The following is a 25,416-nucleotide window of genomic DNA, read 5'->3' on the forward strand; positions in this document are numbered from 1 at the left end:
GCGAAGGGTCATCTGTTTCAGCCCGGCTGTTGGGTACGCAGCTTCTCGCCACGCCCGCGCAGCCATTCCAGGGTCAGCAACAGCACCACCGAGAACGCGATCAGCAAGGTCGCCGCTGCAGCAATGGTCGGGCTCAGGTTCTCGCGGATACCGCTGAACATCTGGCGTGGCAGCGTGGCCTGCTCCGGCCCGGCGAGGAACAGCGTCACCACCACCTCGTCGAACGACGTCGCGAAGGCAAACAGGGCCCCCGAGATCACACCCGGGGCGATCAGCGGCAGGGTCACCCGGCGGAACGTGGTGACCGGCGAGGCGCCCAGGCTGGCCGCAGCCCGTACCAGGTTGTGGTTGAAGCCCTGCAGGGTGGCCGACACCGTGATGATCACGAACGGTACACCCAGCACCGCATGCACCAGAATCAGCGAGGTGAAGCTGTTGCCCAGGCCCAGCGGGGCGAAGAACAGGTAGCTGGCCACACCGATGATCACCACCGGTACTACCATCGGCGAGATCACCAGCGCCATCACCAGCGATTTGCCGGGGAAGTCGCCACGGGTCAGGCCGATCGAGGCCAGGGTGCCGAACACCATTGCCAGCAGCGTCGCGGCCGGGGCCACGATGATGCTGTTCTTGAGGGCGCGCATCCACTCGGCCGAACCGAAGAAGTCTTGGTACCACTGCAGCGAGAAGCCTTGCAGCGGATACACCAGGAAGCTCCCCGAGTTGAACGACAACGGGATGATCACCAGTACCGGCAACACCAGGAACAGCAGCACCAGCCCGCAAAGGATGCGCAAACTGTAGTACCAGACCCGTTCGACGGGCGACATGTAAGGGCTCAGCATGACAACGCTCCTCAGCTCAGACGCAGGCGGCTTGCGCCAACCAGCCAGCTATAGATCAGGTACAACAGCACGGTGGCCAGCAACAGCAACCCGCCCAGCGCGGTGGCCATGCCCCAGTTGATGCTGGTGTTGGTGTAGAAGGCGACAAAGTAGCTGACCATCTGGTCGTTCGGGCTGCCCAGCAGTGCCGGGGTGATGTAGTAGCCGATCGCCAGGATGAACACCAGCAGGCAGCCTGCGCCGACGCCGGCATAGGTCTGCGGCAGGTACACCCGCCAGAAGCTGGCGAACGGATGGCAACCCAGGGAGATCGCCGCACGCATGTAGGTCGGGGAAATGCCCTTCATCACGCTGTAGATCGGCAAAATCATGAACGGCAGCAGAATGTGGACCATCGAGATGTACACGCCGGTACGGTTGAACACCAGTTCCATCGGCTTGTCGATCAGCCCCAGCGCCATCAGGCCGCTGTTGATCAGCCCCCCGGACTGGAGCAACACGATCCACGCCGCCACCCGCACCAGGATCGAGGTCCAGAACGGCAGCAACACCAGGATCATCAGCAGGTTGCTCTGCCGGGTCGGCAGGTTGGCCAGCAGGTAGGCCAGCGGGTACGCCAACGCCAGGCAGATGACGGTGATCACCAGGCCCATCCACAGGGTGCGGGCAAAGATGTCGAGGTAGATGGCCTGGTCCGGGGTGGTCGGCGCAAGCTCGCCCAGGTCATCGATACGGTGGTCCACCGAGGCCAGCAGGTAGAACGGCGTCACGCTGCTGGTGTTGCGGCGGATCGCCTGCCAGTAGGCCGGGTCGCCCCAACGCTCGTCCAGCTCCTGCAACGCATCCTTGTAGGATTGCGGCTCGGTCTTGAACGGCAGGGCCCGGGCAGTCTTGGCCAGCAGGCTGCGGTAGCCGGCCAGCTCCATGTTCAGACGCTTGGAAACATCGCCCAGGGTCTGGTTCTTGCGCGATTCGGCGAGGTCTTCGCTGAGGGCCTTGTACACGTCCTCGCCAGGCAGGCTCTTGCCGTCCCATTCAGCCACCGCGGCGACGGTGCGCGGCAAGCCGCCAACCACCTCGGGGTTGCCGACGCTCTTGTACAGCAGCGCGGCGATCGGCACGATGAAAACCAGCAGCAGAAACACTGCCAGCGGTGCGATCAATGCTTTTGCCTTCCAGCGGTTGACGCGTTCAGCACGCGCCAGGCGCTTCTTGAGGTTGGAACCTGCGCCTTCGTTCAGGGGCACTGCGATGGCCATAGCGAACTCCGAAAATCTTGGAAACAAGAGGCGTCAGCACGATGCCGACGCCCCATTGGCACGGCTTACTTGGCCGCCCAGGCGTTGAAGCGTTGTTCCAGCTGCTCGCTGTTGTCAGCCCAGAACACCACGTCGATCTGCACCTGATTGGCGATGTTCTCCGGCGTGGTCGGCATGTCCTTCTTGACCTCGTCCGTCAGCAACGCCACGGCCTTGCTGTTGGCCGGACCGTAGGCGATGTTCGAGGAGAACACCTTCTGCTGCTCGGGCTGGATCGAGAAGGCGATGAACTTCTTGGCGTCCTCGAGGTTTTTCGCGCCCTTCGGAATGGCCCAGGCATCGAAGTCGTAGATACCGCCGTTCCATACCACCTTCAGGTTGCTTTCCTTCTGCACCGCAGCGATGCGACCGTTGTAGGCCGAGCTCATCACCACGTCGCCCGAGGCCAGGTACTGCGGCGGCTGTGCACCTGCTTCCCACCACTGGATGTTTGGCTTGAGGGCGTCGAGCTTCTTGAAGGCGCGGTCCTGGCCTTCCTTGGTGCCCAGCACCTTGTAGACGTCTTTCGGTGCCACGCCGTCGGCCATCAGCGCGAATTCCAGGGTGTACTTGGCACCCTTGCGCAGGCCGCGCTTGCCCGGGAATTTCTGGGTATCCCAGAAATCCGCCCAGCTGGTGGGCGCAGTCTTGAGTTTGTCGGCGTTGTAGGCCATGACGGTCGACCACACGAAGAAGCCCACGCCACACGGCTGGATGGCGCCGGCCACATAGTCGGACTCATCGCCGAACAGGGCCGGGTCGAGCTGCTCGAACATGCCTTCGTCACAACCGCGGGCCAGTTCCGGCGACTCCACTTCCACCAGGTTCCAGCTCACGCTCTTGGTGTCGACCATGGCCTTGACCTTGGCCATTTCACCGTTGTAGTCGGCGGGGATGATCTTGCCGTTGCCGGCCTTTTCCCACGGCTCGTAGAACGCCTTGACCTGGGCGGCCTTGTTGGCCCCCCCGAATGCGACCACGGTCAGGTCGGCGGCGATGGCCTGGCTTGCTGCGAACAGGCCCAGGGTCAGAGCGGTCAGCTTCAAGTGTTTGTTCATTATTGTTCTCTCCGCGTTGCTGGGATGGGTGAGGCGATCCTCACTGGGCTTCCAGAATAGGATCGAGTGCGCGACCGTGCTCGACCTCCCAGCCCAGTGGCACCACATCGCCCACGGCCAGGGCCGGGTCGAGTTCGGCGATAGGTTGCTTCACGAAGAAGTCCGCCTTGCCGCACACTTCCAGACGCACCCGCACGTGGTCGCCCAGGTAGATGAATTCGGCCACCCGCCCAGAGAAGCGGTTGACGCAGCTTTCGCTGTGACCGTTCAGACGCACGCGCTCCGGACGGATCGACAGGGTGACCGGCTCGCCCGGCTGGCCGACGTTGACGGCCAGTGCCTCGACCTTCTCGCCACGGGGCAGCGCCACCAGGCAGCGATCGCCGGTCTGGCTGAGCAGGCGCCCGTTGATACGGTTGTTCTCGCCGATGAAGTTGGCCACGAAGGTATTCTTCGGCTCTTCATACAGGGTGCGCGGGTCGGCGATCTGCTGGATTTCGCCCTGGTGGAACACGGCCACGCGGTCGGACATGGTCAGCGCTTCGCCCTGGTCGTGGGTCACGTAGACCACGGTCACGCCCAGACGCTGGTGCAGGTGCTTGATTTCCATCTGCATGTGTTCGCGCAGCTGCTTGTCGAGGGCGCCGAGTGGTTCGTCCATCAGTACCAGTTGCGGTTCGAACACCAGGGCGCGAGCCAGCGCAACACGCTGCTGCTGGCCGCCGGAAAGCTGGCCGGGGTAGCGCTGGGCGAAGGTTTCGAGCTGCACCATGTTCAGCACGCGCTTGACCCGCTCGCTGATGTCGGTCTTGCTCAGGTTGCGCACGCTCAGCGGGAAGGCCAGGTTCTCGGCTACGGTCATGTGCGGGAACAACGCATAGTTCTGGAACACCATGCCGATGTCGCGCTTGTGCGGCGGCACGTTGTTGATCGAACGCCCGTCCAGCAGGATCTCGCCGGCGGTAGGGGTTTCGAACCCTGCCAGCATCATCAGGCTGGTGGTCTTGCCCGAGCCCGAGGGGCCGAGCAGGGTCAGGAACTCGCCTTTGCGAATATCCAGATTCAGGTCTTTGACGATCAGCGACTCGCCGTCGTAGCTCTTCTGCACACCACGGAAGCTGACCAGCACTTCGCCGGTTGCAGCGTTCGAATTCACCTCACTCATACCTGCACCTTCTTGTTGGATGACTGCTGTGACCCAAGACTAGAGAAGGCAGAAGGTGGCGCAAATCGGGGGTGCTGAGAGAATGCCATCAGCCGGATGGAAACTTGCGGGTAGGGATTGCCCTACAAGGGTGGCGTTTTCAGACACGTTGATAGCCGTGCTGCCCCCTTCGCTGGCAAGCCAGCCCCCACAAGGTTTGTCGGTACACGCCGAACCTGTGGCGGCTGGCTTGCCAGCGAAGGGATCAACCCGATGTCGTTTTTGGAACACTCACACCAGCTTGTGCTCCATCGCATACTTCACCAGCTCGGCCAGCGAAGTCACATTCAGCTTCTGCATCAGGCGCGCCTTGTGGGTGCTGATGGTCTTGTTGCTCAGCGCCAGCTGCTGGGCAATGTCGTTGACGTTCGCCCCCTGGGCCAACCGTTCGAACACCGAGAACTCGCGCTCCGACAGCATCGAGTGCAGGGGGCGCGAATCCGTCAGCCCCACCTCGAACACCATGCGGTCGGCCAGGTCCGGATCGATGTAGCGCCCGCCCCCCGCCACCCGGCGAATCGCGGTCAGCAGCAGCGCCGGATCACTGTCCTTGGTCGCGTACCCCGCCGCGCCGATCTTCAGCGCCCGCGCCGCCATCTGCGCTTCGTCATGCATCGACAGCACCAGGATCGCCGGCGGCGCGCTCAACGCGCGAATTCGCGGTATCGCCTCCAGCCCGTTCACCCCCGGCATCGAGATATCCAGCAACACCACCTCGCATTCGGTGTGGCGCAAGGCTTCGAGCAACTGCTCGCCATTGCCGGCCTCGCCCACCACCTGCATGTCCTTGGCCAGGCCGATCAACTGCTTGATGCCCTCGCGCACGATGGTGTGGTCTTCGGCAACCAATACTCGAATCACTGTCAGCTCCTGTCGTTGTTCAGGGGGATGCGTACGCTCAACGTGGTGCCCTCGCCCGGTTCGCTGTCCAGGCGCATGCTGCCGCCCAGCATCAGCACGCGCTCGCGCATGCCCACCAGGCCGAACGAGGTCGGGCGCTGGTCACTCTGCACGAAACCCACGCCGTCGTCGCTGATGGTCAGGCACAGCATCGCACCGTCCAGGCCCAGGTTGATCTGCACAGTATGCGCGTGGGCGTGGCGCATGACGTTGGTCAGGGCCTCCTGCAGAATGCGGAACAGGCTGGTGGCCTTGGCGTCGCTGAGCGGCGGCAGGTTGTCCGGTACCTCGACCAGGCACGGGATCTGCGTGCGGGCCTCGAAACGCCGGGCCTGCCACTCGATGGCCGAGGCAATGCCGGCATCCAGAATCGGCGGGCGCAAGGCCGTGGCGACGTCGCGCACCAGCTGGAACAGCTGCGCGATCAGGCGCTTCATGCTGCCCAGGCGCTCGTTCAGGCCCGGGTCCAGCCCGGCATAGGCCAGCTCGCACATCGAGGTTTCCAGCTTGAGCACGGTCAGCATCTGCCCGAGCTCATCATGCACCTCGCGGGCGATCCGCGCTTTCTCTTCCTCGCGCACGCTCTCCAGGTGCGCCGACAGTTCGCGCAGCTGCTCCTGGGAGCGCGCCAGTTCCAGCTCGGCGCGCTTGCTCTGGCTGATGTCCCATACCACCCCGTCCCACACCACGCGGCCGTCGCGCAGATTGCGGGTACTGGCCTTGATGTCGGCCCAGCGCTGCTCACCCTGGCGCGTGACGATGCGGCCCTGCCACGACCAGTCCTGGTCGGTGGCCAGCGCCTGGTCCTGCACGCGGTGATAGTCGGCGCGGTCTTCGCTGTGCACCAGGTTGCGCAAGCCCATGTCCGGGTGCTGCAGTTCAATGGGCGAGTAGCCGACCAGGGCCTCGCTGCCTTCGCTGATATAGGGGAACTCCAGGTCGCCGATCGCCGGGTTGCGTTCTAGCCGGAACACCAGCCCCGGCACGTTGCCGGCAATGCCCTTGAGCCGCGCCTCGCTCTCGCGCAGCGCCGCCAGGGCACGGCGGCGCTCGGTGACGTCATTGATGAACACCACCAGGTATTCGGCATCGCGAAAGCGCAAGAAGCTCAACGACACATCCACCGGTACCAGGCTGCCATCGGCGCGCAGGCACTGGGTCTCGAAGCGCTGCGCCGCCTCGTCGCTGGCCCGTGCACGCTTCCACAGGTCCAGCCAGCGGTCCATGTGCAGGTTGGGCTCGATATCGATCAGCGGGCGATCGTTCAGCGCCCCCGAGGTATAGCCGAGCATGCTTTCGACCGCGCGGTTGGCGTAGCGCACATGGCTGTCCCAATGCACCCACAGGATGCCCACGGTGCTCTGGTCGAGGGAGAACTGGCTCAGGCGCAGCGCCTCTTCGCGGGCCAGGCGCTTGGCGATGTTTTCCCGCGCAGCCAGCAGATTAAGTTCCAACTGCTGTTGTTGGCGCCGCTGCCAGATCACGATGAAGACGCAACTGAAGAACAGCGCCGCGAACAGCAACGCCAGGTTCTGCCAGAACCCCGGTGACTCGCTCAGGCGCGGGTAGCGGGGTTGCAGCCAGCGGTTGTGCAACTGCTCCAGGTCCTTGGCCGGGATGGCCTGCAGGCCGACCTCGATGATGTCGGCCAGTATCGGCCAGTCACGCCGCGAGCCCACCCGCAGCAACTGCGGCAAACCGATGTCGCCCACCACCACCAGATCGCTGAATTCGTTCTCGCGCGACAACCGGCTCAACTGCGCTTCATCCAGCACCGCGTAGCGCACCTGCTCGCTGAGCAATAGCTGCAAGGCCTGGCGCTCGGCCGGCACGCCTTGAAGATTCAGGTTGGAATAGGTCGCGCGCAGATAGTCGGCCAGCGAACTGGGCATGCGCACCGCCACTCGCTCGTTTTCGGCGAGCCGCTCCAGGTCCACTGCCATCGAGCCGTTGCGCGGGCCCACGATCAACTGCGGTACGCGCATGTAGGGGTCGCTGAACAACCAGCGACGCAGGCTGGCCGGGGTCTGGGTCAGCCCTGGCGCCAGGTCGATCTCGCCGCCGGCCAGGGCATGCTCGAGCGCGGCCTGGTCGGGGAAGTTGCGCCACGTCAGGTCCAGGTCCAATGCCCTGCCCAGCCAGTTCATCAGCTCGACGTTGACACCTGACAGCTGCTGCAGGCGCCGGTCGAACTGCGCGAACGGAGCCTGCAACACCAGGCCCACCCGCAAGCTGCGATGCTGGTCGAGCCATTGCTGTTGCGCCGGGTCCAGGCGTACCGCAGCCGGTAAGGATGCCTGCTCCGCGTTCGCCATAAAGGGCCAGCACAAGCAGCCGATAAACAACAGGCAGCGCAAACGCATCATCTTGAATCTCGTCAATGAAGGGACCGCCATCGAACATGGCCGTCGTCGACAAATACCATTAGGCTGCCGGTATCACTCTGGCCTGGATCGATCAATGTTCGTACTCAAACGCACGGCGCTTTCGGCGCTATGCCTGTCCTTGATACTACCTTGTACCGCACAAGTTCTGGCGCAGGAAACGCCGGCCGCCGACGCCGATGCCGCGCCGGCCACGCGCCAGGCGCTGTCCGAGCGCAGCCAGGAAGACGCCCAGGCCCTGGAGCGGCAAGTGCCCAAGGACGAGCAGCAAACCCTGCAGGCCGGCAGCGACAGCTTCCTGGCTCTGTGGAAACCTGCCAACACCCCGGCACCCGAAGGCGTGGTGATCATCGTCCCGGGTGCCGGCGAGAGCGCCGACTGGCCACGCACCGTCGGCCCCCTGCGGCGCAAGTTCCCCGATGCAAAGTGGGCCAGTCTGAGCCTGAGCCTGCCGGATCTGCTGGCCGAGAGCCCGGTGGCCCGCAAGGAAACCCCGGCACCGCCCCCGCAACCGGACAAGGACGTGAAGGGCGCACCGGCCAAGGCCACGCCGGCCGATGCTAATGCCAACATCGCCCAGGCCACCGCAGCAGAAACCGAAAACAGCGAAAGCGCCGAAGCGCCCGCCAGTACCGATCCGGCGGCCAGTGAAAAGGCCGACGCCGAGCGTATCTTCGCCCGCCTGGATGCCGCCGTCGCCTACGCACAGCAGCAGAACGCACGCAGTGTGGTGCTGCTGGGCAGCGGCAGCGGTGCCTACTGGTCAGCCCGTTACATCAGCGAACGGCAACCGCCGCAGGTGCAAAAGCTGGTGATGGTCGCTGCGCAGAACCCGGCCCGCGTCGAACACAGCCTCGACAGCCTGGCCGCCACGCTCAAGCTGCCGATCGCCGACTTCTACTATGCCAACCAGGCCGGCGCCAGGCAGGCGGCCGTGAACCGCCTGCAGGCCAGCAAGCGACTCAAGGACAGCAGCTACCACCAGGTCGCCCTGACGGCCATGCCCGGCAACCAGGCTGCCGAGCAGGAGCAACTGTTCCGCCGCATTCGCGGCTGGCTGAGCCCGCAAGCGGTCGACTAGAAGCCGCGCCGCTTGCGTACCACCGCGTAGGCCTGATGCAGGTCACGGGTACGCTCGGTGGCGTCGCGCACCTGCGCCGGGCTCGCGCCGCTACCCACCAGTTTGTCCGGATGATGCCGGCTGAGCAGGCGCCGGTAGGCCTGCTTGACCTGTACAGGCTCGGTCTCGGGTAACACCCCCAGCAAGCGCAGGGCCTCGGGATAGCTGATGCCCTGATTGCCCAGGGCCGCCCGGTGCGGCTCGTAGTCGCTGGCCAGTGCCTGCACCCGGGTCGTCGACCAACCCAACTGCTGCCCCCACTGCATCAGCAGTTCGCGCTCGTGACGCCCTACCCGGCCATCGGCCCAGACCATGCGCCAGCAGGCACGCAGCAAGCCTTCGGCAGCATGGGGTTGCTGCTTGAGGCGACGCAGGTGCGGGTGCAGGCGCTCGCTGCCGCTCTTGCCCCGGTTGAATGCGGCAATCGCGCGCAGACGTGCCGGTTCGCTCATCTCCAGGCGCTGCATTTCCTGACGCGCCTGCTGGATATGTCCGTCGACCACCCGCCCTTCACTCTTGGCCAGGCGCCCAAGCAGCACGAACAGCACTTCGTCGTCGCGCAGCACCGCGCGCCCGCCCAGACGCTCGCGCAGGTGCGCCCAACTATGCAGTTGCAGACGGCGGTCCATCGCCTGACCGAGCAATGCCCCCAGCAACGCCCCTGGAATGCTGGCGATGGCAAAACCCGCTCCGGCACCAATCACTGTGCTCGGCCACAACATGTCAGCGGCGCTCGGCGAGCAGGCGCTCGACTTCGGCAAGGCGTTCGAGGGTACCGACATCCACCCACTGGCCAGTGAAATGCTCCCCACTGACCAGGCCCTTGGCCATCGCCTGGCGAAACAGCGGTGCCAGCTTGAAGGCGCCGGCCTGGCAACCGTCGAACAGTTCCGGGTGCAGCACGGCGATCCCGCTGTAGGTCAAGGTCGGCGAAACCGCGTCGGCATCCTTGACCTGCCCGGCCTGCAGGCGGAAGTCACCTTTGCCGTGATGGCCCGGGTTGTCCACCAGCACCAGGTGCGCCAGCCCGGACAGCGACGCAGGCAGGCGGCTGAAGTCGTACTCGGTCCAGATGTCGCCGTTGATCAGCGCAAAAGGCGCGTCGCCAAGCAGCGGCAGCGCCTTGTAGATCCCGCCACCGGTTTCCAGTGGTTCGCCTTCGGCGGAATAGCGGATGCTCAGGCTAAGTTGCGCGCCATCGCCCAGGTGCTCTTCGATCTGCTGCCCCAGCCAGGCATGATTGATCACCACCTCGGTGAAGCCCGCCCTCGCCAGGGCGCGCAGGTGATACTCGATCAACGGCACGCCGGCCACCGGCACCAGTGGCTTGGGTGTATGCAGGGTCAGCGGGCGCATGCGCTCGCCCTTGCCTGCGGCTAGAATCATCGCCTTCATGCGCGCGCCCCGCCTGCGGCCTGCAGGCTGTCGATCAGTTCGTCCAGCTCGGCCAGCTCAGGGCGGCGGGCGATCACTTCATCTATATAAGCAAAGAACCGCGGCACATCGGCCAGGTAGCGCGGCTTGCCGTCACGGTGGCAGATGCGCGCGAAGATGCCGATCACCTTGAGGTGGCGCTGCACGCCCATCAGGTCGCTGGCACGCTGGAAGTCCTCGAAATCGGCCTGCACCGGTACGCCCAGAGCCTGCGCCCGCTGCCAGTAGTCCTTGAGCCAGCCCTCTACCCGTGCCTGCGGCCAACTGAGGAAGGCGTCCTTGAACAGACAGGTGATGTCGTAGGTCACCGGGCCGTACACCGCATCCTGGAAATCCAGCACGCCCGGGTTGGGCACACTCTGCATCAGGTTGCGCGGCATGTAGTCACGGTGCACCAGCACCTTGGGCTGGGCCAGGGCGCTGTCGATCAGCAGGGTGCTGATGCGTTGCCAGGCCGCCTGCTGCTCATTATTCATCTGCAGGCCCAGTTCACGGCCCACGTACCACTCTGGGAACAGCTCCAGCTCACGGCGCAGCAGGGCCAGGTCATAACTGGGCAACGGCGCCTGCATCGGCAGTTGCTGGAAGGCCAGCAGCGCCTGGATGGCATCGTCGAACAGGCCATCGGCGTTGTCGCTGGTGATCACATCGAGGTAGGTGTGGTTGCCCAGATCACTCAGCAGCAGGAAGCCGCGCTCGAGATCCTGAGCGTGAATTTGCGGCACATTGACCTCGGCGCTGGCCAATAAATGAGCAATTTCCACAAAAGGCCGGCAGTTTTCCTGCGGCGGCGGGGCATCCATCACAATAAAACTGCGTCCTTCGGCGGCCCAGCGGAAGTAGCGGCGAAAGCTCGCGTCGCTGCTGGCAGCGGTCAGGCAGCCCGCTGGAACCGGACCCCAGCCCTGTTTATGGAAAAGATTTGCCAGCTGTTCGGCCAGCCATACATTCAGGTGTTGCAGGCGTACATCATGTTCGGGCATTACATGGGTCTCCGACGGCCCTAGCCGTCAAGCGGGTCATGCTTTATTATCCAGCATCTTTTTCAGACCATCGAGAGGCGTGCGGCCCCACACGCGGGCAGATGGCACGCAGGAAGCCCGGACTAATAAGATGGCATTGAAATCCCCCGCGTTTCGTAAAAAATTCCCGTTGCTCGTCACCGGCGGTCTGCTGGCGATGCAACCCCTGGCCACGTCGTACGTGGTGGCTGCCGAGCAGTTCGACTGCCAAGTTTCCGCTGCCGGAGGTTGGGACTGCAAGCCCAAGACCAGCACCGCGAACCTGCCACCACGCCCTGTGCATGACGGTGCGGCGGTCAGCTCGGCCGGCGAAACGCCTGCCCAGAGCGCCGACGGCAGTGCCGAAGCAGCGGGCAAAGGCCCAGCACTCGTCACCGAAACCAAGGGGCGCGGCCTGAAGGCACGCAGCGCCGACTACAGCCATCTGGACTGGGTACCACGCGATCAGCTGACCCCTGCCCAGCTCGCCGAAGCCGGCCCGTATTGCTCCGGGGCCTACATCGAGCCAACCCGTCCGGGCATGGATGACACCACGCCCAAGGACGAGGCGCCGACCTTCATCGGTGCCAAGGTATCGCGCTACCAGCAGGAGCAGCAGATCGCCACCCTCGCCGGTGACGTGGTGATGCGCCAGGGCAGCATGCAGGTCGAGGCCGACGAGGCCAATCTGTATCAGGCCGAGAACCGTGGCGAACTGAGCGGCAACGTCAAGATCCGCGACAACGGTTCGCTGGTGGTTGGCGATCACGCCGACATCCAGCTCGACACCGGTGAAGCCAAGGTCGACAACGCCGAGTACGTGATGCACAAATCGCGTATCCGCGGTAACGCGCTGTACGCCAAGCGTGCCGAAAACGCGATCATTCGCCTCAAGGACGGTACCTACACCACCTGCGAGCCGAACAGCAACGCCTGGCAGCTCAAGGGCAACAACATCACGCTGAACCCGGCCACCGGCTTCGGTACCGCGACCAACGTCACCCTGCGGGTCAAGGATGTACCGGTGTTCTACACCCCGTACATCTACTTCCCGATCGATGACCGTCGCCAGTCCGGCTTCCTGCCGCCATCGTTCAGTACCAGCAGCGACACCGGCTTCATGCTGGTCACGCCGTACTACTTCAACCTGGCACCGAACTACGACGCCACCTTGTATCCACGCTACATGGCCAAGCGCGGCCTGTTGATGGAAGGCGAGTTCCGCTACCTGACCAAGTCCAGCGAAGGGCAGTTCGGTGGTGCGTGGCTGAATGACGAGGAGGACGAGCGCAAGCGCCAGTCCGACTACAAAGAAAAGCGCTGGATGATCAACTGGCAGCACAAGGGTGGCCTGGACGAGCGCCTGATGACCGAGGTCGATTACACCAACATCAGCGATCCCTACTACTTCCAGGACCTGGAAACGGATCAGCTCGGCGTAGAAAGTACCGACTATATCAACCAGCAGGGTGCGTTGACATATCGGGGAGACAGTTATACTGCGCGGCTGAATATGCAGGACTACAAACTGGCGACTATCAGCCAGATCACTCCGTATGGCCGTCTGCCCCAGGTTACTTTTGGCGGCAGGCTACCCTACCATCCCGGGGGCTTGGACTTTGCCTACAGTACCGAGTTCGTACGTTTCGATCGCGACTTGCGCGAGGGTAACTTCGTAGACAAGGACGACCGCTCCACGCCGTGGTATGACACTCGAGTATCCGGTCTGGCGCGTGCCAACGGTGACCGGATCAATCTCGCTCCCAACATGAGCTTGCCGCTGAACGCCTCTTATGGCTACGTCAGACCTTCGCTGACATATGTCTACACCAATTACCAGCTGGATCTGGACCAACGCGGCAAACAGACACTCGCAGCAGATGAACAATTCAATAGTTCGCAAGACCGAAGCGTGCCCATTTTCAGCGTCGACAGCGGTCTGTACTTCGACCGCGACACGCAGTGGTTCGGCAAGGACTACCGCCAGACACTGGAACCGCGCCTGTTCTATCTGTACGTCCCATACAAGGACCAGACGGACATTCCGGTTTTCGATACCGGCGAATCGACTTTCAGCTATGCATCATTGTTCCGCGAAAACCGCTTCAGTGGGACAGACCGTATCGGCGACGAAAACAAGCTGTCGTTGGGTTTGACAAACCGCTGGATCGAAGACAACGGTTTCGAACGTCAACGTTTGAGCGTTGGCCAAGCGCTGTACTTCAAGGATCGCAAGGTTCAGCTGCCGCGTATCGATTACCGCACACGCAACGACTCGCAATCCGACGTCTCGCCCTACGCGCTGGAATACCAGTTCCGCTTCAACCGCGACTGGCGCGTGAATTCCGACTTCAACTGGGACCCGGATACCCGCAGTACGCGTTCCGGCAGCGCCATGTTCCACTACCAACCGGAAGACAACGTCAACAAGATCGTCAACCTGGGTTATCGCTATCGCAACGACGGGGTTCGCTACGATCAAAGCACCGGTCGCTGGCAGGTGGGTGGTGGCGACTACGGCACCCCGGGACAACCTGGCTATGTGAAGGACTACTACAAGATCCAGCAACATGACTTCTCCGTCATGTGGCCAATCGTTCCGCAGTGGACTGCAATCGCCCGCTGGCAGCACGACTACAACCGCAACCGCACCCTGGAAGCCATGGGCGGTTTCGAGTACGACAACTGCTGCTGGAAGCTGCGTCTGATCAACCGCTACTGGATCGATTACGACGAATACAGCCAGGACGCACCCTCCAACGAAAAAGGCGACCATGGGATCTTCCTGCAGATCGTGCTGAAAGGCCTCGGTGGTGTAGTAGGTAAAAAGGTCGAAACTTTCCTCGATCAAGGCATTCAAGGTTACCGTGCACGTGAAGACCAAGCTTATTGATTGTCTGCGCCCGCTGATGCTGGGCGCTGTACTACTGAGCAGCACCGCGCACGCCGCGGTGCAGACCCTGGACAAGGTGGTGGCCATCGTCGACAACGACGTGGTCATGCAAAGCCAGCTGGACCAGCGCGTGCGCGAGGTCGAACAGACCATCGCCAAGCGCGGCGGCGCCACACCTCCGCCCGGCGTGCTCGACCAGCAGGTGCTGGAGCGCCTGATCGTGGAAAACCTGCAACTGCAGATTGGCGATCGTTCCGGCATCCGCATCACCGACGAAGAACTCAATCAGGCCATGGACACCATTGCCCAGCGCAACGGCATGAACATGAGCCAGTTCCGTGCGGCCCTGGCCCATGACGGCCTGTCGTTCGATGACGCCCGCGAGCAGGTCCGTCGCGAGATGATCATCAGCCGCGTGCGCCAGCGCCGGGTAGCCGAACGCATCCAGGTTTCGGAACAGGAAGTGAAGAACTTCCTCGCCTCGGACCTGGGCAAGATGCAGTTGTCCGAAGAGTTCCGCCTGGCCAACATCCTGATCCCGACCCCGGAAAGCGCCAACTCGGCGGCTATCCAGGCGGCTGGCCAGCAAGCGGCCGCGATCTACCAGCAGCTCAAGCAAGGCGCCGACTTCGCCCAGCTGGCGACTGCCCGTTCGGCCAGCGAGAACGCACTGGAAGGTGGCGAGATGGGCTGGCGCAAGGCCGCCCAGCTGCCACCTCCTTTCGATCGCCTGCTCAGCACCATGGCTGTGGGTGACGTCACCGAGCCTGTACGCACACCGGGTGGCTTCATCATCCTGAAGCTGCAGGAAAAGCGCGGCGGCCAGACACAGCTGCGCGACGAAGTGCATGTTCGCCACATCCTGATCAAGCCAAGCGAAGTGCGCAGCGAAGCCGCCACCCAGCAACTGGCGGAAAAGCTCTATGAACGCATCAGCGCCGGCGAAGATTTCGCCGAGCTGGCGAAGAGCTTCTCCGAAGATCCGGGTTCGGCGCTCAATGGCGGCGACCTCAACTGGGTCGATCCGAACGCACTGGTACCCGAGTTCCGCGAAGTCATGGCCAGCACCCCTCAGGGTCAGCTGTCCAAGCCGTTCCAGACCCAATACGGCTGGCACGTACTGGAAGTCCTGGGTCGTCGCTCCACCGACAGCACCGAACAGGCACGCGAACAGCAAGCCATGAACGTGCTGCGCAACCGCAAGTACGACGAAGAGCTGCAAAGCTGGCTGCGTCAGATCCGCGACGAAGCCTATGTTGAAATCAAGCTTCCTGGCGCCGACCAGGCAGCCCAGTGAAACACCAGCGCTTCGCCCTGACACCCGGCGAGCCGGCCGGCATAGGACCTGACCTGTGCCTGCTGCTCGCCGAGCACGCCCAGCCCCACCCCCTGATCGCCATTACCAGTCGTGACCTGCTCGTCGAGCGGGCCGCGCAACTGGGCGTGGCCGTCACGCTGCTGCCTGTCAGCCCCGACGCCTTCCCGGATGCGCCTGCCCCTGCGGGCAGCCTGTACGTGTGGGACACGCCGCTGGCAAGCCGGGTAGTCGCCGGGCAGCTGGACAAACGCAACGCCGCCTTCGTACTGCAAACCCTGACCCGTGCGGGCCAGGGCTGCCTTGACGGGCACTTTGCCGGGATGATCACCGCGCCCGTGCACAAGGGCGTGATCAACGAAAGCGGCATTGCGTTTTCCGGGCATACCGAATTCCTCGCCGAGCTCACCCACACTGCGCAAGTGGTGATGATGCTTGCCACCCGCGGGCTGCGCGTGGCCCTGGTGACCACGCACCTGCCGCTGCGCGCAGTGGCCGACGCCATCACCGCCGAACGCCTGGAGCGGGTCACGCGGATCCTGCATGCCGACCTGCAGAGCAAGTTCGGCATCGCCCAGCCACGCATCCTGGTGTGCGGGCTCAACCCGCATGCGGGTGAAGGCGGCCACCTGGGCAGCGAAGAAATAGACATCATCGAACCGACATTGGCGCGCCTGCGCAGCGAAGGCATGGACCTGCGCGGCCCGTTGCCTGCCGACACCCTGTTTACCCCCAAATATCTGGAGCACTGCGACGCAGTGCTGGCGATGTACCACGACCAGGGCCTGCCGGTGCTCAAGTACAAGGGCTTCGGCGCCGCCTTGAACGTTACCCTGGGCCTGCCGATCATTCGCACATCGGTGGACCACGGCACCGCCCTGGACCTTGCCGGCACCGGCAGGATCGACACCGGCAGCCTGCAGGTAGCACTGGAAACCGCCTACCAGATGGCCGAGACCCATTTATGACCGAGCAATACCAACACAAGGCGCGCAAGCGCTTCGGCCAGAACTTTCTGCACGACGCCGGCGTCATCGATCGCATCCTGCGCTCGATCAGCGCCAAGGCAGGTGAGCGCCTGCTGGAAATCGGTCCGGGCCAGGGCGCCCTGACCCAGGGCCTGCTCAACAGCGGCGGCCAGCTGGATGTGGTGGAACTGGACAAGGACCTGGTACCGATCCTCAACCAGCAGTTCGCCGGCCGTGATAACTTCCGCCTGCACCAGGGCGATGCGCTCAAGTTCGACTTCACCAGCCTGGGCGCCGCGCCGCGCAGCCTGCGGGTGGTCGGCAACCTGCCGTACAACATCTCCACCCCACTGATCTTTCACCTGCTGGCCAACGCCGAGCTGATCCGCGACATGCACTTCATGCTGCAGAAGGAAGTGGTCGAGCGCCTGGCCGCCGGCCCGGGCGGTGGCGACTGGGGCCGTCTGTCGATCATGGTGCAGTACCACTGCCGCGTGGAACACCTGTTCAACGTCGGCCCGGGGGCGTTCAACCCACCGCCCAAGGTCGATTCGGCCATCGTGCGCCTGGTGCCCCACACCACCCTGCCGCACCCGGCAAAGGACCATCGCCTGCTCGAGCGCATCGTGCGCGAAGCGTTCAACCAGCGCCGCAAGACACTGCGCAACACCTTGAAGGCCCTGCTCAGCAGCGACGAGATCGCCGCCGCCGGTGTCGATGGCAGCCTGCGCCCCGAGCAACTGGACCTGGCCGCCTTCGTGCGCCTGGCCGACAAGCTGGCCGAACAGCCGCAGTAACACCTGATAACGGCCGGTCATGCCCGCATGACTGGCCGGCAACCCCGCCGATAGCCTAGACTGATGCCATTGCCGTATTCGCGTCTGTTGCCAAGGCCCTCTTGAATGTCCGATCCCCGCTATCAGGTCGACGTCGACGTCGTCACCCGCTTCCTCAAAGAACATTCCGATCCCGAAAACGACCGCTTTGCCTTTGCCTACACCATTACCGTGCACAACAACGGTTCGGTGGCCGCCAAGCTGATGTCGCGTCACTGGCTCATCACCAATGGCGATGGCCAGGTGGAAGAGGTCAAGGGCGCCGGGGTGATTGGCCAGCAGCCGCTGATCGAGCCTGGCCAGAGCCACACCTACAGCAGTGGTGCCGTGCTCAGCACCCAGGTGGGCACCATGGAAGGCAGCTATCAGATGTTCGCCGAGGATGGCATCCGTTTCGAGGCCCCGATCAAGGCGTTCCGCCTGGCCGTACCCGGGTCGCTGCACTGATGGCGGTGTATGCCGTCGGCGATCTCCAGGGCTGCCTGCAACCGCTCAAATGCCTGCTCGAGCGGGTCAACTTCAACCCGTCGGTCGACCGCCTGTGGCTGGTCGGCGACCTGGTCAACCGCGGCCCCGAGTCGCTGGAAACCCTGCGCTATCTGTACGCCATGCGCGACTCGCTGGTGTGCGTGCTGGGCAACCACGACCTGCACCTGCTGGCCGCCTGGCACAACATCGAGCGCCTGAAGAAAAGCGACACCCTGCGCGAGATTCTCGACGCCCCGGATGCCGACGAACTGCTCGACTGGCTGCGCCGGCAAAAGCTGCTGCATTACGACGAGCAGCGCGGCGTGGCGATGGTGCATGCCGGCATTCCACCGCAGTGGACCCTGGGCAAGGCGCTGGAGCTGGCTGGCGAGGTCGAAGAAGTGCTACGCGATGACAATCGGCTCAAGCTCTATCTGGACGGCATGTACGGCAACGAGCCGAACAAGTGGAGCAAGAACCTGGGCGGGGTCGAACGCCTGCGGGTCATCACCAATTATTTCACCCGCATGCGCTTCTGCACCGCCGAGGGCAAACTGGACCTCAAGGGCAAGGAAGGCGCCGACACCGCCCCACCCGGCTACAAACCGTGGTTCGCCCACAAGGGCCGTCGCTCGCGTCACGTGAAGATCATCTTTGGTCACTGGGCAGCCCTCGAGGGCCGCTGCACCGAGCCAGGCGTGTACGCACTGGATACCGGCTGCGTGTGGGGCGGTGCGATGACCCTGTTCAATGTCGATACCGGCCAGTACCACCGCTGCGAGTGCACCGAAGAAGGCACCGTACGCCCGCTGGCCAGCCCCGTGCAACCGGCTAGAATAGCCGATCAATCCTGAAGGACCCGCCCATGAGCGAATTCAAACGTATCCCTCCAGAGCAGGCTCAGGCGCTGCGTGCGCAAGGCGCCGTGGTGGTCGATATCCGCGACCAGCCCACCTTTGCCAACGGCCACATCACCGGCGCCCGCCACCTGGACAACCAGTCGGTCGCCGATTTCATCCGCGGCGCCGACCTCGACGCCCCTACCGTGGTGGTCTGCTACCACGGCAACTCCAGCCAGAGCGCGGCCGCGTATCTGGTCAGCCAGGGTTTTTCCGACGTCTACAGCCTCGACGGCGGCTTCGAGCTGTGGCGCGCCACCTTCCCGGCAGAAACCGCCCAGGGCTCTGCCGAATAATTTTTTTGTTGGCCTGCAGCCCGCGCCCTGCGCGGGCTCGCGCCAGACCAGACGAACGGTCGTGGCGAACTAATCGCCCAACCGCCCTTGACCTCGCCGATTACCAACTATCCTTAAGCCCAGGCCATCCAAAAAGGGGAGAGCCGGTACACCGGCGTGCGGGTCATCGGTAAGGTTCCAAGGGTGTTCTGGGGGGTATACAGCAGGCGGCAGTGCCGTCTGCATGCCAGCATCAACTGATCGATCCGACGTCGGCTCCACGTATCGAGCGAGGTGACGTCATGAGTATTTTTAGCCACTTCCAACAACGTTTCGAGTCCACCCGTCAGGAAGAGCTCTCGCTGCAGGAGTATCTTGAGCTCTGCAAGCAGGACCGTAGTGCCTATGCGTCGGCGGCCGAACGCCTGTTGATGGCTATTGGTGAGCCGGAACTGGTCGACACGTCGAACAATTCGCGGCTGTCGCGGATCTTCTCCAACAAGGTGATCCGGCGCTACCCCGCCTTCGAAGACTTCCATGGCATGGAAGAATGCATCGACCAGATCGTTTCCTACTTCCGCCATGCCGCACAGGGCCTGGAGGAAAAGAAACAGATCCTCTACCTGCTCGGTCCGGTGGGTGGCGGCAAGTCGTCCCTGGCTGAAAAACTCAAGCAACTGATGGAAAAGGTGCCCTTCTACGCCATCAAGGGCTCGCCGGTGTTCGAGTCCCCGCTGGGGCTGTTCAACGCCACCGAGGACGGCGCCATCCTCGAAGAGGACTTCGGCATCCCGCGCCGCTACCTGAACACCATCATGTCGCCCTGGGCGACCAAGCGCCTGGCCGAGTTCGGCGGCGACATCAGCCAGTTCAAGGTGGTCAAGCTCTACCCCTCGATCCTCAACCAGATCGCCGTGGCCAAGACCGAGCCGGGCGACGAGAACAACCAGGACATCTCGGCGCTGGTGGGCAAGGTCGATATCCGCAAGCTCGAGGAATTCCCGCAGAACGACGCCGACGCCTACAGCTATTCGGGCGCACTGTGCCGGGCCAACCAGGGCCTGATGGAATTCGTCGAGATGTTCAAGGCACCGATCAAGGTCCTGCACCCGCTGCTCACCGCCACCCAGGAGGGCAACTACAACAGCACCGAGGGCCTCGGCGCCATCCCCTACTCCGGGATTCTGCTGGCCCACTCCAACGAATCGGAATGGCACAGCTTTCGCAACAACAAGAACAACGAGGCGTTCATCGACCGGATCTACATCGTCAAGGTGCCGTACTGCCTGCGCGTGAGCGACGAGATCAAGATCTACGACAAGCTGCTGTTCAACAGCTCCCTGGCCAAGGCCCACTGCGCACCCGACACACTGAAGATGCTGGCCCAGTTCACGGTGCTGTCGCGCCTCAAGGAGCCGGAGAACTCGAATATCTACTCCAAGATGCGCGTGTATGACGGCGAGAACCTCAAAGACACCGATCCGAAGGCCAAGTCGATCCAGGAGTACCGCGACTCGGCCGGTGTCGACGAAGGCATGAACGGCCTGTCGACCCGCTTCGCCTTCAAGATCCTGTCCAAGGTGTTCAACTTCGACCCCCATGAAATCGCGGCCAACCCGGTGCACCTGCTGTACGTGCTGGAGCAGCAGATCGAACAGGAACAGTTCCCGGCCGAGGTGCGCGAGCGCTACCTGCGCTACCTCAAGGAATACCTGGCACCGCGCTACATCGAGTTCATCGGCAAGGAAATCCAGACCGCCTACCTGGAGTCCTACAGCGAATACGGGCAGAACATCTTCGACCGTTATGTGCTGTACGCCGACTTCTGGATTCAGGACCAGGAGTACCGCGACCCCGAAACCGGCGAGATCCTCAACCGCATCGCCCTCAACGAGGAGCTGGAGAAGATCGAGAAACCGGCTGGCATCAGCAATCCGAAGGATTTCCGCAACGAGATCGTCAACTTCGTGCTGCGCGCGCGGGCCAACAACAACGGCAAGAACCCGACCTGGCTGAGCTACGAAAAACTGCGGGTGGTGATCGAGAAGAAAATGTTCTCCAACACCGAAGACCTGCTGCCGGTCATCAGCTTCAACGCCAAGGCGAGCAAGGAGGACCAGCAGAAGCACAACGACTTCGTTACGCGAATGGTCGAACGCGGCTACACGGACAAACAGGTCCGGCTGCTCTCGGAATGGTACCTGCGGGTCAGGAAATCGCAATAAGCGGCAAGCGTCAGGCTGTCAGCGGCAAGCCCGGAGTACGCGCCGGGCCTGCAGCGACAGCGCTGCCCATCTTGAAGCTAGAAGCTTGAAGCTTGCAGCTACTGCCTACTCCCGGAGGGGCCTATGAGCTATGTGATCGACCGACGCCTGAACGGCAAGAACAAGAGCACGGTCAACCGCCAGCGCTTTCTGCGGCGTTACCGTGACCACATCAAGAAGGCCGTCGAAGAGGCCGTGAGCCGTCGCTCCATCACCGACATGGAGCATGGCGAACAGATCAGCATTCCTGGCCGGGATATCGACGAACCGGTACTGCACCATGGACGCGGCGGCAAGCAGACCGTCGTACACCCGGGCAACAAGGAGTTCACCGCCGGCGAGCATATCGCGCGCCCGCAGGGCGGCGGTGGAGGCGGCGGCAAGGGCAAGGCCGGCAATTCCGGCGAAGGCATGGACGAGTTCGTCTTCCAGATCACCCAGGAAGAATTCCTCGAGTTCATGTTCGAAGACCTCGAGCTGCCCAATCTGGTCAAGCGTCACCTGACCGGCACCGACACCTTCAAGACCGTGCGCGCGGGCATCAGCAACGAAGGCAACCCGTCGCGCATCAATATCATCCGCACCCTGCGCTCAGCCCATGCGCGGCGCATTGCGCTGTCGGGCAGCAGCCGCGCCAAACTGCGCGCCGCCCAGGAAGAACTGGCACGCCTGAAGCGCGAAGAGCCGGACAACTTCGGCGATATCCAGGAAATCGAAGGGGAAATAGAACGTCTGAGTGCACGTATCCACCGCGTACCCTTTCTCGACACCTTCGACCTCAAGTACAACCTGCTGGTCAAGCAGCCCAACCCCAGTTCCAAGGCCGTGATGTTCTGTCTGATGGACGTGTCCGGCTCCATGACCCAGGCCACGAAGGACATCGCCAAGCGCTTCTTCATCCTGCTGTACCTGTTCCTGAAGCGAAACTACGACAAGATCGAGGTGGTGTTCATCCGCCATCACACCAGCGCGCGCGAAGTGGATGAGGAAGAGTTCTTCTATTCCCGCGAGACGGGCGGCACCATCGTCTCCAGCGCCCTGAAACTGATGCAGGAAATCATGGCCGAGCGCTATCAGGCCAGCGAATGGAACATCTACGCGGCCCAGGCTTCGGACGGTGACAACTGGAACGACGACTCGCCCATCTGCCGCGAGATCCTCACCAAGCAGATCATGCCGTTCGTGCAGTACTACACTTATGTCGAGATCACCCCTCGCGAGCACCAGGCCTTGTGGTTCGAATACGAACGCATCGGCGAAGCCTTCGCCGATACCTTCGCCCAGCAGCAGCTGGTGTCGGCCGGCGATATCTACCCGGTCTTCCGTGAACTCTTCCAGCGCAGGTTAGCCACATGACCGCCAGAGAGCAGAAGCGCCAACCCCTTTCCACCGGGTCCGAGTGGACGTTCGAGCTGATCCAGGCCTACGACCGCGAAATCAGTCGCCTGGCCGAGCGCTACGCCCTGGACACCTACCCCAACCAGATCGAGGTGATTACCGCCGAGCAGATGATGGACGCCTATGCGTCGGTCGGCATGCCGCTGGGCTATCACCACTGGTCCTACGGCAAGCATTTCCTGAGCACAGAAAAATCGTACAGCCGCGGCCAGATGGGCCTGGCCTACGAAATCGTGATCAACTCCGACCCCTGCATCGCCTACCTGATGGAGGAGAACACCATCTGCATGCAGGCGCTGGTGGTAGCGCACGCGTGTTACGGGCACAACAGCTTCTTCAAGGGCAACTACCTGTTCCGCACCTGGACCGACGCCAGCTCGATCATCGACTACCTGGTGTTCGCCAAGCAGTACATCACCCAGTGCGAGGAGCGCCACGGCATCGACGCGGTGGAAGACCTGCTGGACTCCTGCCATGCCCTGATGAACTACGGCGTCGACCGCTACAAGCGGCCCTACCCGATCTCCGCCGAAGAAGAGCGTCGCCGCCAGAAAGACCGCGAAGAACACCTGCAAAAGCAGATCAACGACCTGTGGCGCACCATTCCCAAGGGCACCGACAAGTACAACGAGAAAGACAATGCGCGCTTCCCGGCCGAACCGCAGGAAAACATCCTGTACTTCATCGAGAAGCACGCCCCGCTGCTCGAACCCTGGCAACGCGAGATCGTGCGCATCGTGCGCAAGATCGCACAGTACTTCTACCCGCAACGCCAGACCCAGGTGATGAACGAAGGCTGGGCGACCTTCTGGCACTACACCCTGATGAACGACCTGTACGACGAGGGCCTCGTGACCGAGGGCTTCATGATGGAGTTTCTGCAGTCGCACACCAGCGTTGTGTTCCAGCCAGGCTTCGACAGCCCCTATTACAGCGGCATCAACCCCTATGCCCTGGGTTTTGCCATGTACCGCGACATCCGGCGCATGTGCGAGCACCCCACAGAGGAAGACCGCCGGTGGTTCCCCGAGATTGCCGGCAGCGACTGGCTGTCGACCATCAAGTTCGCCATGAGCAGCTTCAAGGACGAGAGCTTCATCCTGCAGTACCTGTCGCCCACGGTGATTCGCGACCTCAAGCTGTTCAGCATCCTGGACGACGACCAGAAGGACGACCTGCTGGTACCGGCCATCCACGACGAAGCAGGCTACCGCACCATCCGCGAGATCCTGGCCGCGCAATACAACCTGGGCAACCGCGAACCCAACGTGCAGATCTGGAGTATAGACCGGCGTGGCGATCGCTCGCTGACGCTGCGTCACCAGCAACATGACCGCAAACCGCTGGGCGACTCCACCGACGAGGTGCTCAAGCACCTGCACCGCCTGTGGGGCTTCGACATCCATCTGGAGACCCTGCAAGGCGACCAGGTGATGAAGACCCACCACGTCCCCCCAAAGGGCGAACACGGCGAAGGTGACTACGGACGGCTGGACCTGGCTGTCGTCCACCTGTAGCCGCCCGCGCCAACCTCCGTTGTGGCCAGACAGGGTATCCTGTGGCCTCAACGGAGGTTTTTTCATGCAGATCTATAAAGTCGGTGGTGCCGTGCGCGACCGCCTGCTGGGCAGGCCGGTCACCGATATCGACTGGGTGGTGGTGGGTGCGACGGTCGAGCAGATGCAGGCCCAGGGCTATCGTCCGGTGGGGGCCGACTTCCCCGTCTTCCTTCACCCTCACAGCGGTGAAGAATATGCACTGGCGCGTACGGAGCGCAAAAGCGGGCGCGGCTATGGCGGCTTCACCTTCCATGCCAGCCCCGAGGTCACACTGGAAGAAGACCTGGTGCGGCGCGACCTGACCATCAATGCAATGGCCGAGGACGAACAGGGCCGGATCACCGACCCGTACAAGGGCCAGCAGGATCTCCAAGACCGTATTTTACGCCACGTTTCCCCCGCGTTCGCCGAAGATCCCCTGCGTGTGCTGCGCGTAGCGCGTTTCGCCGCGCGCTATGCCGGGCTGGGTTTCCAGGTAGCCCCCGAAACCCTCGCACTGATGCGCGAGCTGAGCGAGTCGGGTGAACTGCAGGCCCTTACCGCCGAGCGCAGCTGGAAGGAAATCGCCCGCGCCCTGATGGAAGAGCAACCCCAGGTGTTCATTCAGGTGCTGCGTGATTGCGGGGCGCTGAAGCAGTTGATGCCCGAACTCGACGTGCTGTTCGGCGTTCCGCAACCTGCGGCGCATCATCCTGAAATCGACACCGGCGTGCATACCCTGTCGGTGCTGGAGCAGGCGGCCCGTCACAACCAGCCGCTGACGGTACGCTGGGCCTGCCTGCTGCATGACCTGGGCAAAGGCCTGACCCCCGAAGAGGAGTGGCCGCGGCATATCGCCCATGAGCACCGCGGGCTGAAGGCGATCAAGGCGGTCAACCAGCGCTTCAAGGTACCGCGCGACTGCCAGGAACTGGCCTTGCTGGTGGGCGAGTACCATACCCATGGCCACCGGGCCCTGGAGCTGAAGGCATCGACCTTGCTGGAGTTGCTGCAGCGCTTCGACGTGTACCGGCGCCCGCAACGCTTTGAAGAGTTCATCGCCGCGTGCGAGATGGACGCGCGCGGGCGACTGGGGTTGGAGGAGCGTGATTATCCACAGGCCGCCTACCTGCGTGGCGCAGCAGACGCCGCGCGGGCAGTGGCGGTGCAGCCACTGGTAGAGAAGGGCTTCACCGGCCAGGGCCTGGGCGAGGCGATCAAGCGCGAGCGGCTGAATGCGCTCAAGGCCTACAAGGAAAGCGCCAAACCCTGAATCGTTAGGCCGGCAAGGGCGGCGATTCCTGATTGCCGCCCCTGA

Annotated in this window: 21 protein-coding genes; 12 read left to right on the forward strand and 9 right to left on the reverse strand. The window is 63.2% G+C overall.

Annotated elements, in window-relative coordinates; all coding sequences use genetic code 11:
• Positions 1-17: 17 nt before the first annotated feature.
• From DN387_RS18245 to DN387_RS18270, 6 genes are all read right to left on the reverse strand, one after another.
• Complete coding sequence (locus DN387_RS18245) at positions 18-845, reverse strand: ABC transporter permease (RefSeq protein WP_043863768.1); 828 nt, start codon at positions 843-845, stop codon at positions 18-20.
• An 11-nt stretch (positions 846-856) separates the two neighbouring features.
• Complete coding sequence (locus DN387_RS18250; protein ID WP_043863767.1) at positions 857-2,104, reverse strand: ABC transporter permease; 1,248 nt, start codon at positions 2,102-2,104, stop codon at positions 857-859.
• Positions 2,105-2,169: 65 nt separating this feature from the next.
• Positions 2,170-3,201 (reverse strand): ABC transporter substrate-binding protein, encoded by a 1,032-nt coding sequence (locus DN387_RS18255; protein WP_054915954.1) that lies wholly within the window; start codon positions 3,199-3,201, stop codon positions 2,170-2,172.
• Between the two features lie 40 nt (positions 3,202-3,241).
• Positions 3,242-4,366: an ABC transporter ATP-binding protein gene (locus DN387_RS18260; RefSeq protein WP_043863765.1), complete on the reverse strand. Its 1,125-nt coding sequence runs from the start codon at positions 4,364-4,366 to the stop codon at positions 3,242-3,244.
• A 270-nt stretch (positions 4,367-4,636) separates the two neighbouring features.
• Positions 4,637-5,266 (reverse strand): response regulator transcription factor, encoded by a 630-nt coding sequence (locus DN387_RS18265; protein WP_043863764.1) that lies wholly within the window; start codon positions 5,264-5,266, stop codon positions 4,637-4,639.
• 2 nt (positions 5,267-5,268) lie between these two features.
• Complete coding sequence (locus DN387_RS18270; protein ID WP_054915955.1) at positions 5,269-7,671, reverse strand: transporter substrate-binding domain-containing protein; 2,403 nt, start codon at positions 7,669-7,671, stop codon at positions 5,269-5,271.
• 94 nt (positions 7,672-7,765) lie between these two features.
• Here DN387_RS18270 and DN387_RS18275 point away from each other — a divergent pair, with 94 nt between their 5' ends.
• Positions 7,766-8,770 carry an alpha/beta hydrolase family protein gene (locus DN387_RS18275; protein WP_054915956.1) on the forward strand — a complete coding sequence of 335 codons (1,005 nt, stop codon included), beginning with the start codon at positions 7,766-7,768 and terminating at the stop codon, positions 8,768-8,770.
• Here DN387_RS18275 and DN387_RS18280 read toward each other — a convergent pair.
• The 3 genes from DN387_RS18280 to DN387_RS18290 are packed head-to-tail and all read right to left on the reverse strand — an operon-like array spanning position 8,767 to position 11,226.
• Positions 8,767-9,531 carry a TerB family tellurite resistance protein gene (locus DN387_RS18280; protein WP_043863761.1) on the reverse strand — a complete coding sequence of 255 codons (765 nt, stop codon included), beginning with the start codon at positions 9,529-9,531 and terminating at the stop codon, positions 8,767-8,769. The genes DN387_RS18275 and DN387_RS18280 overlap by 4 nt on opposite strands.
• A 1-nt stretch (position 9,532) precedes the next feature.
• Positions 9,533-10,204, reverse strand: coding sequence for an N-acetylmuramate alpha-1-phosphate uridylyltransferase MurU (gene murU, locus DN387_RS18285; protein ID WP_054915957.1), 672 nt, complete (start codon positions 10,202-10,204; stop codon positions 9,533-9,535).
• Positions 10,201-11,226 carry an aminoglycoside phosphotransferase family protein gene (locus DN387_RS18290; RefSeq protein WP_054915958.1) on the reverse strand — a complete coding sequence of 342 codons (1,026 nt, stop codon included), beginning with the start codon at positions 11,224-11,226 and terminating at the stop codon, positions 10,201-10,203. The genes murU and DN387_RS18290 overlap by 4 nt, the downstream gene beginning before the upstream one ends.
• 130 nt (positions 11,227-11,356) lie before the next feature.
• Between DN387_RS18290 and DN387_RS18295 the strand changes: the two genes are divergently transcribed.
• The 11 genes from DN387_RS18295 (at position 11,357) to DN387_RS18345 (ending at position 25,371) form a co-directional block, all read left to right on the forward strand.
• Positions 11,357-14,137 (forward strand): LPS-assembly protein LptD, encoded by a 2,781-nt coding sequence (locus DN387_RS18295; protein WP_043863758.1) that lies wholly within the window; start codon positions 11,357-11,359, stop codon positions 14,135-14,137.
• Positions 14,118-15,434 carry a peptidylprolyl isomerase gene (locus DN387_RS18300; protein ID WP_043863757.1) on the forward strand — a complete coding sequence of 439 codons (1,317 nt, stop codon included), beginning with the start codon at positions 14,118-14,120 and terminating at the stop codon, positions 15,432-15,434. The genes DN387_RS18295 and DN387_RS18300 overlap by 20 nt, the downstream gene beginning before the upstream one ends.
• The gene (gene pdxA / locus DN387_RS18305) at positions 15,431-16,420 is read left to right on the forward strand and encodes a 4-hydroxythreonine-4-phosphate dehydrogenase PdxA (protein WP_054915959.1); all 990 of its coding nucleotides are present in this window, start codon (positions 15,431-15,433) and stop codon (positions 16,418-16,420) included. Before DN387_RS18300 ends, pdxA begins: the two co-directional genes overlap by 4 nt.
• The gene (rsmA, locus tag DN387_RS18310) at positions 16,417-17,217 is read left to right on the forward strand and encodes a 16S rRNA (adenine(1518)-N(6)/adenine(1519)-N(6))-dimethyltransferase RsmA (protein ID WP_043863755.1); all 801 of its coding nucleotides are present in this window, start codon (positions 16,417-16,419) and stop codon (positions 17,215-17,217) included. Before pdxA ends, rsmA begins: the two co-directional genes overlap by 4 nt.
• 105 nt (positions 17,218-17,322) lie before the next feature.
• Positions 17,323-17,703 carry a Co2+/Mg2+ efflux protein ApaG gene (gene apaG, locus DN387_RS18315; RefSeq protein ID WP_043863754.1) on the forward strand — a complete coding sequence of 127 codons (381 nt, stop codon included), beginning with the start codon at positions 17,323-17,325 and terminating at the stop codon, positions 17,701-17,703.
• Positions 17,703-18,578 (forward strand): symmetrical bis(5'-nucleosyl)-tetraphosphatase, encoded by an 876-nt coding sequence (locus DN387_RS18320; protein WP_054915960.1) that lies wholly within the window; start codon positions 17,703-17,705, stop codon positions 18,576-18,578. The genes apaG and DN387_RS18320 overlap by 1 nt, the downstream gene beginning before the upstream one ends.
• Before the next feature lie 11 nt (positions 18,579-18,589).
• Positions 18,590-18,919: a thiosulfate sulfurtransferase GlpE gene (gene glpE, locus DN387_RS18325; RefSeq protein WP_043863752.1), complete on the forward strand. Its 330-nt coding sequence runs from the start codon at positions 18,590-18,592 to the stop codon at positions 18,917-18,919.
• 281 nt (positions 18,920-19,200) lie between these two features.
• Positions 19,201-21,123, forward strand: a complete 1,923-nt coding sequence (locus DN387_RS18330; RefSeq protein WP_043863751.1) for a PrkA family serine protein kinase — start codon at positions 19,201-19,203, stop codon at positions 21,121-21,123.
• Positions 21,124-21,246: 123 nt separating this feature from the next.
• Positions 21,247-22,518, forward strand: coding sequence for a YeaH/YhbH family protein (locus DN387_RS18335; RefSeq protein WP_043863750.1), 1,272 nt, complete (start codon positions 21,247-21,249; stop codon positions 22,516-22,518).
• Positions 22,515-24,077, forward strand: coding sequence for a SpoVR family protein (locus tag DN387_RS18340; RefSeq protein WP_043863749.1), 1,563 nt, complete (start codon positions 22,515-22,517; stop codon positions 24,075-24,077). The genes DN387_RS18335 and DN387_RS18340 overlap by 4 nt, the downstream gene beginning before the upstream one ends.
• Positions 24,078-24,141: 64 nt before the next feature.
• Entirely contained in the window at positions 24,142-25,371 is a 1,230-nt protein-coding gene (locus tag DN387_RS18345) for a multifunctional CCA addition/repair protein (protein ID WP_054915961.1), read from the forward strand.
• Positions 25,372-25,416 lie beyond the last annotated feature (45 nt).

The organism is Pseudomonas sp. FBF18 (genome assembly GCF_024261405.1).
Taxonomy (GTDB): Bacteria; Pseudomonadota; Gammaproteobacteria; order Pseudomonadales; family Pseudomonadaceae; genus Aquipseudomonas; species Aquipseudomonas palmensis.

Excerpts from the sequence above, each read along its gene's own strand:
- DN387_RS18275 (WP_054915956.1), top strand. The coding sequence starts at position 7,766 with ATGTTCGTACTCAAACGCACGGCGCTTTCGGCGCTATGCCTGTCCTTG.
- apaG (WP_043863754.1), top strand. The coding sequence starts at position 17,323 with ATGTCCGATCCCCGCTATCAGGTCGACGTCGACGTCGTCACCCGCTTC.
- DN387_RS18330 (WP_043863751.1), top strand. The coding sequence starts at position 19,201 with ATGAGTATTTTTAGCCACTTCCAACAACGTTTCGAGTCCACCCGTCAG.
- DN387_RS18270 (WP_054915955.1), bottom strand. The coding sequence starts at position 7,671 with ATGATGCGTTTGCGCTGCCTGTTGTTTATCGGCTGCTTGTGCTGGCCC.
- DN387_RS18295 (WP_043863758.1), top strand. The coding sequence starts at position 11,357 with ATGGCATTGAAATCCCCCGCGTTTCGTAAAAAATTCCCGTTGCTCGTC.
- DN387_RS18290 (WP_054915958.1), bottom strand. The coding sequence starts at position 11,226 with ATGCCCGAACATGATGTACGCCTGCAACACCTGAATGTATGGCTGGCC.
- DN387_RS18255 (WP_054915954.1), bottom strand. The coding sequence starts at position 3,201 with ATGAACAAACACTTGAAGCTGACCGCTCTGACCCTGGGCCTGTTCGCA.
- DN387_RS18345 (WP_054915961.1), top strand. The coding sequence starts at position 24,142 with ATGCAGATCTATAAAGTCGGTGGTGCCGTGCGCGACCGCCTGCTGGGC.
- rsmA (WP_043863755.1), top strand. The coding sequence starts at position 16,417 with ATGACCGAGCAATACCAACACAAGGCGCGCAAGCGCTTCGGCCAGAAC.
- DN387_RS18260 (WP_043863765.1), bottom strand. The coding sequence starts at position 4,366 with ATGAGTGAGGTGAATTCGAACGCTGCAACCGGCGAAGTGCTGGTCAGC.
- DN387_RS18340 (WP_043863749.1), top strand. The coding sequence starts at position 22,515 with ATGACCGCCAGAGAGCAGAAGCGCCAACCCCTTTCCACCGGGTCCGAG.
- murU (WP_054915957.1), bottom strand. The coding sequence starts at position 10,204 with ATGAAGGCGATGATTCTAGCCGCAGGCAAGGGCGAGCGCATGCGCCCG.
- glpE (WP_043863752.1), top strand. The coding sequence starts at position 18,590 with ATGAGCGAATTCAAACGTATCCCTCCAGAGCAGGCTCAGGCGCTGCGT.
- DN387_RS18245 (WP_043863768.1), bottom strand. The coding sequence starts at position 845 with ATGCTGAGCCCTTACATGTCGCCCGTCGAACGGGTCTGGTACTACAGT.
- DN387_RS18280 (WP_043863761.1), bottom strand. The coding sequence starts at position 9,531 with ATGTTGTGGCCGAGCACAGTGATTGGTGCCGGAGCGGGTTTTGCCATC.
- DN387_RS18335 (WP_043863750.1), top strand. The coding sequence starts at position 21,247 with ATGAGCTATGTGATCGACCGACGCCTGAACGGCAAGAACAAGAGCACG.
- DN387_RS18320 (WP_054915960.1), top strand. The coding sequence starts at position 17,703 with ATGGCGGTGTATGCCGTCGGCGATCTCCAGGGCTGCCTGCAACCGCTC.
- DN387_RS18250 (WP_043863767.1), bottom strand. The coding sequence starts at position 2,104 with ATGGCCATCGCAGTGCCCCTGAACGAAGGCGCAGGTTCCAACCTCAAG.